This is a genomic window from Carnobacterium funditum DSM 5970, from assembly GCF_000744185.1.
GTDB lineage: Bacteria > Bacillota > Bacilli > Lactobacillales > Carnobacteriaceae > Carnobacterium_A > Carnobacterium_A funditum.
Genome location: NZ_JQLL01000001.1, coordinates 1,440,110 through 1,452,500, shown reverse-complemented (window position 1 = coordinate 1,452,500; position 12,391 = coordinate 1,440,110). Strand labels below are relative to the sequence as shown.

At 39.1% G+C, this 12,391-nt stretch carries 8 protein-coding genes, 8 tRNA genes and 2 rRNA genes (1 of these 18 only partly in view); 16 read left to right on the top strand and 2 right to left on the bottom strand.

The genetic code is table 11. The features are described from left to right. The 14 genes from BR44_RS06780 to BR44_RS06715 form a co-directional block, all read left to right on the top strand. A 23S ribosomal RNA gene (locus BR44_RS06780) occupies window positions 1-2,661 on the top strand; it begins 260 nt to the left of the window's first position. A gap of 88 nt (window positions 2,662-2,749) precedes the next feature. Next, window positions 2,750-2,865: ribosomal RNA gene (gene rrf, locus BR44_RS06775) — 5S ribosomal RNA — on the top strand. 24 nt (window positions 2,866-2,889) lie between these two features. Next, window positions 2,890-2,965: transfer RNA gene (locus BR44_RS06770), tRNA-Val, on the top strand. 1 nt (window position 2,966) lies between these two features. Beyond that, window positions 2,967-3,039: transfer RNA gene (locus tag BR44_RS06765), tRNA-Lys, on the top strand. A gap of 39 nt (window positions 3,040-3,078) precedes the next feature. Further along, a tRNA-Leu gene (locus tag BR44_RS06760) sits at window positions 3,079-3,163 on the top strand. Between the two features lie 9 nt (window positions 3,164-3,172). Then, window positions 3,173-3,248, top strand: a tRNA-Thr gene (locus BR44_RS06755). Window positions 3,249-3,251: 3 nt separating this feature from the next. Then, window positions 3,252-3,323, top strand: a tRNA-Gly gene (locus BR44_RS06750). A 48-nt stretch (window positions 3,324-3,371) separates the two neighbouring features. After that, window positions 3,372-3,460 (top strand) — tRNA-Leu (locus BR44_RS06745). 6 nt (window positions 3,461-3,466) lie between these two features. Then, a tRNA-Arg gene (locus tag BR44_RS06740) sits at window positions 3,467-3,540 on the top strand. A gap of 25 nt (window positions 3,541-3,565) precedes the next feature. Further along, window positions 3,566-3,639: transfer RNA gene (locus tag BR44_RS06735), tRNA-Pro, on the top strand. A 150-nt stretch (window positions 3,640-3,789) separates the two neighbouring features. Next, window positions 3,790-4,725, top strand: a complete 936-nt coding sequence (locus tag BR44_RS06730) for an IS30 family transposase (RefSeq protein WP_034551440.1) — start codon at window positions 3,790-3,792, stop codon at window positions 4,723-4,725. Between the two features lie 327 nt (window positions 4,726-5,052). After that, a complete protein-coding gene (locus tag BR44_RS06725; protein WP_034553079.1) occupies window positions 5,053-5,523 on the top strand; it encodes a CtsR family transcriptional regulator in 471 nt (156 codons plus the stop codon). Window positions 5,524-5,540: 17 nt separating this feature from the next. Beyond that, entirely contained in the window at window positions 5,541-8,039 is a 2,499-nt protein-coding gene (locus tag BR44_RS06720; protein ID WP_034551439.1) for an ATP-dependent Clp protease ATP-binding subunit, read from the top strand. 137 nt (window positions 8,040-8,176) lie between these two features. Next, window positions 8,177-8,560 carry a hypothetical protein gene (locus BR44_RS06715; RefSeq protein ID WP_034551438.1) on the top strand — a complete coding sequence of 128 codons (384 nt, stop codon included), beginning with the start codon at window positions 8,177-8,179 and terminating at the stop codon, window positions 8,558-8,560. A 233-nt stretch (window positions 8,561-8,793) separates the two neighbouring features. Here the strand turns inward: BR44_RS06715 and BR44_RS06710 are convergent, their stop codons facing one another. Beyond that, window positions 8,794-9,654 carry a helix-turn-helix domain-containing protein gene (locus BR44_RS06710; RefSeq protein ID WP_034553076.1) on the bottom strand — a complete coding sequence of 287 codons (861 nt, stop codon included), beginning with the start codon at window positions 9,652-9,654 and terminating at the stop codon, window positions 8,794-8,796. A gap of 132 nt (window positions 9,655-9,786) precedes the next feature. On the opposite strand from BR44_RS06710, the gene tadA reads away from it, so the two are divergent. Then, a complete protein-coding gene (gene tadA / locus BR44_RS06705) occupies window positions 9,787-10,302 on the top strand; it encodes a tRNA adenosine(34) deaminase TadA (protein ID WP_034551436.1) in 516 nt (171 codons plus the stop codon). Window positions 10,303-10,321: 19 nt separating this feature from the next. Here the strand turns inward: tadA and proC are convergent, their stop codons facing one another. Continuing rightward, entirely contained in the window at window positions 10,322-11,134 is an 813-nt protein-coding gene (gene proC / locus BR44_RS06700) for a pyrroline-5-carboxylate reductase (protein WP_034551434.1), read from the bottom strand. Window positions 11,135-11,429: 295 nt separating this feature from the next. On the opposite strand from proC, the gene BR44_RS06695 reads away from it, so the two are divergent. After that, window positions 11,430-12,317: a cation diffusion facilitator family transporter gene (locus BR44_RS06695; RefSeq protein ID WP_034551432.1), complete on the top strand. Its 888-nt coding sequence runs from the start codon at window positions 11,430-11,432 to the stop codon at window positions 12,315-12,317. Window positions 12,318-12,391 lie beyond the last annotated feature (74 nt).

Sequence of the window (12,391 nt, the reverse complement as noted above, 5' to 3'; positions counted from 1 at the left end):
GGGAATAGCCCAAACCAGAAAGCTTGCTTTCTGGGGTTGTAGGACTGAACACATAGAGTCATAAATGAACGAAGTAGGAGAAGCGACCTGGAAAGGTCCGCCAAAGAGGGTAAAAGCCCCGTAACTGAAACTTCGTTCACTCTGATCAGTATCCTGAGTACGGCGGAACACGAGAAATTCCGTCGGAATCCGGGAGGACCATCTCCCAAGGCTAAATACTCCCTAGTGACCGATAGTGAACCAGTACCGTGAGGGAAAGGTGAAAAGAACCCCGAAAGGGGAGTGAAACAGCACCTGAAACCGTGTGCTTACAAGTAGTTAGAGCCCGTTAATGGGTGATAGCGTGCCTTTTGTAGAATGAACCGGCGAGTTACGATCCCATGCGAGGTTAAGTTGATGAGACGGAGCCGTAGCGAAAGCGAGTCTGAATAGGGCGAATGAGTATGTGGTCGTAGACCCGAAACCAAGTGATCTACCCATGTCCAGGTTGAAGGTGCGGTAATACGCACTGGAGGACCGAACCCACGTATGTTGAAAAATGCGGGGATGAGGTGTGGGTAGCGGAGAAATTCCAATCGAACTTGGAGATAGCTGGTTCTCTCCGAAATAGCTTTAGGGCTAGCCTCGGAATTAGAATCATGGAGGTAGAGCAACTGTTTGGACTAGGGGCCCTTCTCGGGTTACCGAATTCAGATAAACTCCGAATGCCATTGATTTATATCCGGGAGTCAGACTACGAGTGATAAGATCCGTAGTCGAGAGGGAAACAGCCCAGACCACCAGCTAAGGTCCCAAAGTTTATGTTAAGTGGAAAAGGATGTGGGGTTGCTTAGACAACTAGGATGTTGGCTCAGAAGCAGCCATCATTTAAAGAGTGCGTAATAGCTCACTAGTCGAGTGACCCTGCGCCGAAAATTTACCGGGGCTAAACATAACACCGAAGCTGTGGATAGAACTTAGGTTCTATGGTAGGAGAGCGTTCTAAGGGCGTCGAAGCTAGACCGTGAGGACTAGTGGAGCGCTTAGAAGTGAGAATGCCGGTATGAGTAGCGAAAGACGGGTGAGAATCCCGTCCACCGAATGACTAAGGTTTCCTGGGGAAGGCTCGTCCTCCCAGGGTTAGTCGGGACCTAAGTCGAGGCCGATAGGCGTAGACGATGGACAACAGGTTGAGATTCCTGTACCAGTTTGTTTTGTTTGAACAATGGAGGGACACAGTAGGCTAAGGAATACGCACTGTTGGATATGTGCGTCCAAGCAACAAGTCTTGAGGTGAGTCAAATGCTTGCCTCTATTAAGGACAAGTTGTGATGGGGAGGGAAATTAAGTACCGAAGTTCCTGATGTCACACTGTCAAGAAAAGCTTCTAGTTAGAAACAATCTGCCCGTACCGCAAACCGACACAGGTAGTCGAGGAGAGAATCCTAAGGTGTGCGAGCGAACTCTCGTTAAGGAACTCGGCAAAATGACCCCGTAACTTCGGGAGAAGGGGTGCTGACCAATTGGTCAGCCGCAGTGAATAGGCCCAAGCAACTGTTTATCAAAAACACAGGTCTCTGCTAAATCGAAAGATGACGTATAGGGGCTGACGCCTGCCCGGTGCTGGAAGGTTAAGAGGATGGGTTAGCTTTCGAGCGAAGCTCAGAATTGAAGCCCCAGTAAACGGCGGCCGTAACTATAACGGTCCTAAGGTAGCGAAATTCCTTGTCGGGTAAGTTCCGACCCGCACGAAAGGCGTAATGATTTGGGCACTGTCTCAACGAGAGACTCGGTGAAATTATAGTACCTGTGAAGATGCAGGTTACCCGCGACAGGACGGAAAGACCCCATGGAGCTTTACTGCAGTTTGATATTGAGTGTTTGTACAGCTTGTACAGGATAGGTAGGAGCCTATGAAGCCAGGACGCTAGTCTTGGTGGAGGCAATGGTGGGATACTACCCTTGCTGTATGACCACTCTAACCCACAGCCATAATCTGGCTGGGAGACAGTGTCTGACGGGCAGTTTGACTGGGGCGGTCGCCTCCTAAAGTGTAACGGAGGCGCCCAAAGGTTCCCTCAGAATGGTTGGAAATCATTCGTAGAGTGTAAAGGCAGAAGGGAGCTTGACTGCGAGACCTACAAGTCGAGCAGGGACGAAAGTCGGGCTTAGTGATCCGGTGGTTCCGTATGGAAGGGCCATCGCTCAACGGATAAAAGCTACCCTGGGGATAACAGGCTTATCTCCCCCAAGAGTCCACATCGACGGGGAGGTTTGGCACCTCGATGTCGGCTCATCGCATCCTGGGGCTGTAGTCGGTCCCAAGGGTTGGGCTGTTCGCCCATTAAAGCGGTACGCGAGCTGGGTTCAGAACGTCGTGAGACAGTTCGGTCCCTATCCGTCGCGGGCGCAGGAAATTTGAGAGGAGCTGTCCTTAGTACGAGAGGACCGGGATGGACACACCGCTGGTGTACCAGTTGTTCTGCCAAGAGCATCGCTGGGTAGCTATGTGTGGACGGGATAAACGCTGAAAGCATCTAAGCGTGAAGCCCCCCTCAAGATGAGATTTCCCATCACGTAAGTGAGTAAGACCCCTGAGAGATGATCAGGTAGATAGGTTGGAAGTGGAAGTACAGCGATGTATGGAGCGGACCAATACTAATCGGTCGAGGACTTAACCAATTTTTAAACGATGAAGAAACGGTTTTAAGCCCTTACAGTTAAACACTATCCAGTTTTGAGAGAACAACGTTCTCTTATATGTAAGATGTGTGGTGGCGATGGCAAGAAGGTCACACCTGTTCCCATGCCGAACACAGCAGTTAAGCTTCTTAGCGCCGATGGTAGTGAAGGGTTTCCCTTTGTGAGAGTAGGACGCTGCCGCGCATCGAACATTTATTTTTCTCATATGGAGGTTTAGCTCAGCTGGGAGAGCATCTGCCTTACAAGCAGAGGGTCGGCGGTTCGATCCCGTCAACCTCCACCATGAGTCATTAGCTCAGTTGGTAGAGCATCTGACTTTTAATCAGAGGGTCGCAGGTTCGAATCCTGCATGACTCATAACTATTCATTCAGATGACTAGTTATAGCCATATTTTAGCGGGTGTGGCGGAATTGGCAGACGCACTAGATTTAGGATCTAGCGTCGAAAGACGTGGGGGTTCAAGTCCCTTCACCCGCACCATATTTTTAAGCCGGCTTAGCTCAGTTGGTAGAGCATCTGATTTGTAATCAGAGGGTCGAGGGTTCAACTCCTTTAGCCGGCACCATTAGCGGAAGTAGTTCAGTGGTAGAACGCCACCTTGCCAAGGTGGAGGTCGCGGGTTCGAACCCCGTCTTCCGCTTACTAGTTAAGCTAGTAAGTGATGCAACAATCATAACTTGTTCAAAATGCCGGGGTGGCGGAACAGGTAGACGCACAGGACTTAAAATCCTGCGGTGAGTGATCACCGTGCCGGTTCGATTCCGGCCCTCGGCACCATATATAGCACCCATAGCTCAATTGGATAGAGTACCTGACTACGAATCAGGCGGTTAGAGGTTCGACTCCTCTTGGGTGCATTTTTTCAAGAATTACTAAAAATTACGGGAAGTAGCTCAGCTTGGTAGAGCACTTGGTTTGGGACCAAGGGGTCGCAGGTTCGAATCCTGTCTTCCCGATAAATAAAAAAACCACTTATTCTAAGTGGTTTTTTTTATTATCGATGAATTGTAATATTAAGTGCAACACCCAGGTGAAATAAAAGAAACCCATGGCGGTCTCGTGTAGAATGAAGTTACTACACTAAACATTCGACTGGAGGACTCACCATGAGCTACACTCATTTTACCATAGCTGAACGTTCAAAAATAGAAACACTTCTTGAATTAGGATTCTCAATCCGTGGGATTGCCCAAAAACTAGGTCGTGCTCCTTCTTCTGTGTCTCGGGAACTTAAGCGAAACCCTGATTATCAATGTGAGAAAGCACAAAAGCAATCTGAACAAAATAAAGCCAATTGTGGAGCGAAGCCAAAACTGACCCCCGAAAACAAAGAGAAAATTCAGGAAAAATTGAATCAAACGTGGTCTCCTGAACAAATTGTAGGTCGGTTGTTTCAAGGTAAACTTTCCTTTAAAACAATTTATCGTTGGATTTATTCTGGACTCTTACAGGTTCCATTGTCAGTATTAAGACAAAAAGGAAAACGACAAAAACCAAAAGAAACTCGCGGTAGATTCAATGTGGGCACTTCCATTTCTAAACGACCAAAGGAAGTAAAGAAACGCACGACCTTCGGCCATTGGGAATTAGATACCGTGGTATCAGGGCGAGGACAGGCAAAAGGTTGCGTGGCGACCTTTCTAGAAAGGAAAAGTCGTTGGTACCTCGCAATCAAAATGCCCAATCGATCCGCTTCCTCTATGGAAGCAGCCCTCCGAAAACTAAATACTCTCTTGCCCGAAGCAGCTTTTCAGAGCTTCACAACGGATAGAGGAAAAGAATTCAGTTGTTACCCCATTATTGAAGAGGAATTAAAGATCCCTGTTTATTTCGCAGATCCTTATTCTTCTTGGCAACGAGGAAGCAATGAAAATAGTAATGGACTCCTAAGGGAGTTCTTTCCGAAGAGAACCAACTTTGATCATGTAGAACAGGAAGAACTTCAAAAAGCTTTATATCTGATCAATAATAGACCCAGAAAATGTCTTGGCTATCAAACATCTCAAGAGATCTTCATGGGAGAGGTGTTGCACTTAATTTGACAAACTATCTATCTAAAAAATTTAAAACCAAAAAAGATGAGAATTTAAGTGCCCTTGCTTATACGTATACTAGAAAAATGATGTGTTTAAATAAAAATGAGTAGAGTTGCTTTTCAAATTCATTATTTTCTCGTATAATTAAAGTCAGTATTAGTCAAAATTTGATGGATACTTTAAAAGTTAGTTTTTAATGAAAGAATGAATAATCAAGTCTGGTGTTGAGACGAAAAGAAAAGGAGTGTTACTGAAAGAACACCGTTGCAATGTATGGTAAAAATAGGTAATATGTATACCATACAAACTCATTGTTTCAGTAACAAGTCACACATGAACAATCAGAATATGTCGGATATCATTGAAGCTTATTTAAAAAAGGTACTTGGAACGGATGAGCGAGTCGAAATTAGACGTAGTGAAATGGCAGACCGATTTAATTGTGTTCCTTCTCAAATTAATTATGTGATTAATACACGATTTACAGTTCAACAAGGATATTTAGTTGAAAGCAAACGTGGTGGTGGCGGGTATATAAGAATAATTAAAGTTAAATTGCTAGATGAAGTAGAGATGTTAGATATGATGATTGATGTAATTGATAGTGAGATATCACAAAGAAACGCTTATTCAATTGTAGAAACACTTTATGGAGATAATATGATTGCTAAACGAGAAGCTAGCCTAATGCTTTCAGCTATGGAAAAGTCAGTTTTGTCTATAGAAGATTCTAAAAAAGAAAACGAATTGCGGGCAAGGATATTGATTGCTTTTCTAAATAACTTAAGATACGAACAGTCGTAAAGAATGGAGGTAATATTATGGATGAATTATTCTCAGAAAAAGCAAAAGCGGTCTTAATGTTAGCTCAAGAGCAAGCTAAAGAGTTTCGTCATCGTTCGATTGGTACGGAACATATTTTGTTAGCTCTTGTAGTTGAACAAGAGGGAATAGCGGGCAAAACGCTTCGTGAGTTTTCAATAACTGAAAAAGAGATAAGAGAAGAAGCAGAACATTTTACTGGTTACGGAACGATGAAGTACGATTCCAAAGATACCATTCTTCCTTATTCACCACGAGCGAAAGAAGCTATTACATTAGCAACAGATGAAGCTAGACGCATGGGAGCTTCTTTAGTAGGCACTGAACATTTGTTGCTTGGTTTACTACGCGAAGAGGATGTATTGTCTTCTAAGATTTTAACGAACTTAGATATTAATTTAAATAAAATACGTCAAATATTATTGAAAAAAATAGGGATTACTGATGCAAACAATGGTAAAGCTAAGCGTTCTAAATCAGCTATTAAGCAAACAACCGGAACTCCAACACTTGATGCTTTAGCAAGAGATTTAACAGCTAGTGCTAGAGCTGAAAAGATTGATCCAATTGTTGGACGTCATACAGAAATAAAACGTGTTATCCAGGTTTTAAGTCGTCGGACTAAGAACAACCCAGTTTTAATAGGTGAAGCAGGAGTGGGTAAGACAGCCATAGCGGAAGGATTAGCACAAAAAATTGCTGCTAGAGAAGTTCCACATACATTAATTGGCAAACGTTTGATGATGCTTGATATGGGTTCACTGGTTGCGGGAACAAAGTATCGCGGAGAATTTGAAGAACGTATGAAAAAAATTATAGATGAAATTTATCAAGATGGAAATGTCATACTATTTATTGATGAGTTGCATACATTAATCGGTGCAGGCGGTGCTGAAGGAGCAATAGACGCTTCGAATATATTGAAACCAGCATTAGCTCGTGGAGAATTACAAACTATAGGTGCTACGACATTGGATGAATATCAAAAATATATTGAAAAAGATGCAGCTTTAGAAAGACGTTTCTCACCTATCCGTGTTGATCAGCCTACACTAGAAGAGACAGAAGATATTTTATTAGGCTTACGTTCACGTTATGAAAATCATCATGGTGTTGAGATTACTGATGCAGCAATTCATGCAGCTGTTCAATTATCTTCTCGTTATATAACATCTAGACAACTTCCAGATAAAGCAATCGATTTAATAGATGAATCAGCTTCAAAAGTACGACTAGATTCTTCTAGTAAACCATCACCAATGGTAGCAGCACTCAAACAGTTAGAAACGTTAATTGAAGAAAAGGAAGTGGCTATTCAATTACAAGATTTTGAAAAAGCGGCTAAAATTCGTTCAAGTGAAATGAAGCAACGAATAGAAATTGAAGGCATATTAGAAAAAATTAAACACCCTGCTCCAAATTCAATGAATTTAAAAGTAGAAGAAACAGATATTGCGGAAGTGGTCTCTTTATGGACAGGTATCCCAGTGAAACAAATGGATCAAAAAGAATCAGAGCGTTTGTTAAAATTGGAAAAAGTATTGCATAATCGTGTAATAGGACAAGAAGAAGCAGTTAGTGCAGTAGCTAGAGCTATCAGAAGATCTAGAAGCGGATTGAAAGATCCTAATAGACCTATCGGCTCATTTATGTTTTTGGGTCCAACAGGAGTAGGGAAAACAGAATTAGCTAAAACATTAGCTAATGCTATGTTTGGTAGTGAAGAAGCATTAATTAGAGTTGACATGTCTGAATTTATGGAAAAATACAGTACAAGTCGCTTGATTGGTTCCCCTCCAGGTTATGTAGGATATGATGAAGGTGGACAATTAACTGAAAAAGTACGACAAAAACCCTATTCTGTTATTTTATTGGATGAGGTTGAAAAAGCTCATCCAGATGTCTTTAATATTTTATTGCAAGTATTAGATGATGGTCATTTAACAGATTCGAAAGGACGTAAAGTAGATTTTAAGAATACAGTTATGATTATGACTTCCAATCTAGGAGCAACATCCTTGAGAGATGAAAAACTAGTTGGATTTAGTACAAAAGATAAGAAAAAAGATCATAATACGATGGAAAAAAGAATTAAAGAAGAGTTGAAAACAACGTTTAGACCGGAATTTATTAACCGGTTAGATGAAATCATTGTATTCCATGCGCTTGAAAAACCTGAATTGAATAAAATTGTTAAGCTATTGGTACAAATGGTTACTAAGCGTTTAGAAGAAATGGATATTCATGTTAAAATGACCCAAGCTGCTATAGATGTCATTTCTAAAGCAGGATTTGATCCAGAGTACGGAGCACGGCCTTTACGCCGTGCGATTCAAAAAGAAATTGAAGACCGCTTAAGTGAAGAGCTATTGAGTGGGGCAATTAAAGTGGGAGATCATGTAACTATCGGAGCTTCAAAAGGGAAAATTAGAGTTACTGTGAAGGATAATACTAAAAAGAGTGAAAATTCTACTCCATCTGACCCAGTAAAAGCTTAATAATACTTTTATAAAATCATCGGTTCAGTAAATAACACCTGACATTGCTCAATGATGTCAGGTGTTTTTATTCGTATCTTTTTTTTTTTTCTGTTATGATTAAGGTACAGATAGAATAAAGGGAGATGTGAATATTTATGAAAAGAAGTACACGTAACTTACTAGTAGGTTTAGGCGCTACAATGGCGGTAGGGGCTGTTATTTTATCCGCATCTGATAGAACTATGCTTAAGATAGAAGCCTACATGAATCGCCAAAAAGCGAAAAATTTTGTTAAAGATAAACTAAAAGGTAATGAAAAAGCTTTAGATGTTGTTGGAAATTTATCTGACGAAGAGGTTGTAAACTTATTAAAAGTTGTTGATAAAGTCAGCGATTTAAAAGGACAAGTTGGAGCTTATACGGGTCATTTGAAAGATGCAACGAATGAATTTAAAGATATGTTCATGGATAAGAAGGAAAGAGCAACTGGAAAAGCAGAAGATTTTGTAGGCGAAGTTAAAGATAAAGTAAAACGATAAAAAGTTGAATTAAAAATAACGGAGTGGGACATAAAGTGTTTAGACCAAAATTACTTCACGAAAATCGCTCGTTGATTGCAGACCATCGAGCATTTTTCGTGAAGTGGATGTTGGGTTTGCTTTTTGAAGCACGCTCTAGAATAAAAATTCGGATATGCAAGAAAGAGACTGGGACACATTTGTCCCAGTCTCTTATTTTTATAGTACTTTTTATAAACCTGTAAAGATAATTTTTAAAAAATTAATAAATAGCAAAGCAATAAATCATTCATATTACGTAAAGACAAGCCACTTATATCGTGAAATCGATCTATTCGATACTGCAATGTATTTCGATGAACATATAATGACTTAGCCGCCAAACTGATATTTCCTTGACTGTGCCACATAGCTAAGATCAATTCTTTTAACTCAGGTTGACTAGTATATTTTTGTTTTAATATATGCATGAGCGCACTTTTTTCTAAGGCTTCAGAGGTGTAATAACTTAAGGCAACGATAGGTAATGAAAGCAGAGATTTACCTTTATTTTTTTGTTTTTCAAAAATAAACTGTTCTTCTTTAAAAATTGTTTTAAACTCTTTGTCAATCGGCCAAAATTGACCAATATAGCAAATGGTCTTAATTGAAAAGTCATCATCAAGCGTTTGGATGATACCTGAAAGTTCATCTAAAGTTAATTGGTCATCAGATTTTTTTTGAATCAATAACCCAGAATTTTCATCTATAAAAAAGGCTTCTTCACTGTTGCTAAAGATACTTTTGAAAGCATTAAGCCAAGTTTTTTTTTCAAAATAGGAATCTTTTTTTAAAAGAGCGAATTGGATAATACGGAAATCGTTATTAAAAGTTAAGGATGGAAGTTCTAGTCCATTAATTAAATAATTTTGCCATTTTGAGGCCATTGAAGCAACTTTAGTTTTTTTTGAAGCAAACAAAAGCTGCAATAATTTAATTTCAGATGGAGATTTATTTTCTTGTTTGAATTGAATCCATTGGTTTTTAAAAGGGAAAGAAATAAGATCAGAGTTTTCTACAGATAAGTTTGTTAATTGAGCATCAGGATAAATAAGTTTGATTTCATTAAATTCCAAGACAACACCTCGTTTCACTAAATAGTAAGTTCCTCTTTTATTGCTATATTTCTTTGTAGTCTAACATTTCCCCTCAAGTTTGTAGATGAGTTATGATATGATAACAGTAATAAATTAAGAAAGGCTGGACTTATGCTGACATTACAAGAAAAAGAATACTTTATGAGTGAAGCGATTAAAGAAGCTAAAAAGGCTAGAAAAAAATTAGAAGTACCTATTGGAGCAATCATCGTTCTAAATGGTCGGATCATAGGACGAGGGCATAACGATCGGGAAGAAAGTCATGATGCAACAGCACACGCTGAAATGTTTGCCATTAGAGAAGCAAACAAAACACTTGGAAATTGGCGTTTAGAAGATGCTCAGTTATTTGTTACATTAGAACCCTGTTCAATGTGTAGTGGCGCAATGATTTTATCACGTGTTAAAGAATTGTATTATGGAGCAGCAGATCCCAAAGGCGGAACAGCAGGCACATTAATGAATTTGTTAACAGATAGTCGTTTTAATCATCAAGTAGAAATAGAGCAGGGTATTCTTGAGTCTGAGTGTAGCGCGCTATTAACAAATTTTTTTAGAGAATTACGCAAACGTAAAAAAATAGAAAAAGCTGAACTAAAAGGGTTAAACGAAATGCAAAAAGACTAAATTAACTTTAAGGAAGATACTAATCGTTCATTAGTTCTTGATCTTTTGCAATAGTAGCATCGACACCTTTAATAACTGTCGAAATAAATTTTTCATCTTCTAAAGCGACAATTCCTGCAACGGTTGTACCACCAGGTGAAGAAACTTGATCGATTAGGTTCCAAGGAGATTGATCACTTTCCAAGACTAACTTTGCACTGCCTAATACAGCTTGGGCAGCAATTTTTGTAGCTAGTTCTTTAGGCATACCATTTTTAACAGCTCCACGGGCTAAGGAATCAATAAAGAGAAAGGTATAGGCTGGTGAACTACCTGCAATAGCAATAAAAGTACTAAAATCTTTTTCTGCTAGCTCGATACTTTCACCTATCGATTTAAACATACCTAATATATACTGGACTTGTTCGGGAGAAGAAAAACTATTTCCACAAACAGCAGTCATACCTTCACCTATAACCGAATTCAGATTTGGCATCACTCGAATGATAGAATTTGTAGATTTTACTCCAATTAAATTAGTTAATTTTTGAAGGGATGTCCCGGCAGCTATGGAGACTAATAGAGGATGGTGTTTTTCAATAGCTGAACTTAAGTTAGGTAGTATTTCAGCAAGCACATTAGGTTTAACAGCCAGCACAACAATGTCTACGTTAGCAATCAACTCTTCATTTGAGGAGCAGATAGTCGTTTTTGTTTCGGCTGCGAAAACAACTAATTTTTCTTTTGTTCTACTATATAGATATATGTCTTCACTATTCATGTAATTTTTTTCAATGATTCCTTTGATAATGGCACTAGCCATATTTCCTATTCCGATAAATCCAACTTTCATAAGTAACACTCCATTCTTTAGAACATAGTAAACTGCTATTATTTTAACATAAAAACCAGGCCGCTGTTTATGTGTATCATCTTTTAATTCGTTTATATAAATCATTAGTCAAAATTAAACATATCCTGTACCAAAAGAAATAAAGTGATAAAATACAATTCATGTTTCAAAAATAGGTGTTTACATATTTAAGTTGAAAGAATGATTCTATTATCTTTCTTTTATAAAGAGCATAAAATAAAATGAAATAAATTAAAAAATAACTATCAAATAAGTTAAAGAGGGGCAAATTGGGATGCAAGAACGTTATGAAGAATTAAAAAGAGCTGAAAAAGGAGCGATAGTAAGTATTGTAGCGTACATTGTTCTCTCTTTGACTAAAATATTTGTTGGTATTACGTATCAATCTGTCGCCTTGAGAGCAGACGGGTTAAATAATTTAACAGATGTTTTCTCTTCTGTAGCTGTTTTAGTTGGACTAAAGTTAGCTAGAAGGCCAGCAGATGATGACCACCCTTATGGACATTGGAAAGCAGAAACAATTGCAAGTTTGGTTACTTCTTTTGTTATGTTATTAGTAGGGATTCAAGTTTTTTATTCTAGCTTTAATCGCATTATTGAAGGAGAAAATGTCGCGCCTGAAAAAATTACTGGGCTGATAGGATTTATAGGTGCCATTATTATGCTGGGAGTTTATTTTTATAACGTAACTCTTGCAAAAAAAATTAATAGTGATGGATTAAAAGCGGTTGCAAAAGATAATTTCAGTGATGCGCTGACAAGTTTAGGAACAACGATAGCTATTATCGGTTCAATGCTAGGTTACGTTTGGATGGACGGCGCGATGGCCATTATTGTAGCGGTTATTATTATCAAAACGGGTGTAGAGATTTTTCGAGATAGTGTGTTCTCTCTTTCTGATGGGTTTAATACAGAAGACTTGAAAAGATATAAAACCAGTATTTTAAGTATACCAAATGTCCTTTCAGTTGAAGATATTAAGGCACGAAAGTACGGAGCGAATATTTATGTGGATGTGACGATTTTGGTTGATGCTACTTTGACCGTGCTTCAAGGTCATCAAATTACAGAAAATGTAGAACGAGTTCTAAAAGACTCCTATGGTATAATCGATATTGACGTTCACGTAGAACCTGATCGAATTAATGGGACTGATAAGTAAATGTGTCTTTTTTATGAAGGGATAATCAGTCTAAACGTGTACATTTGGTAGCGTTTTAGTTGAAAACAGCTAAA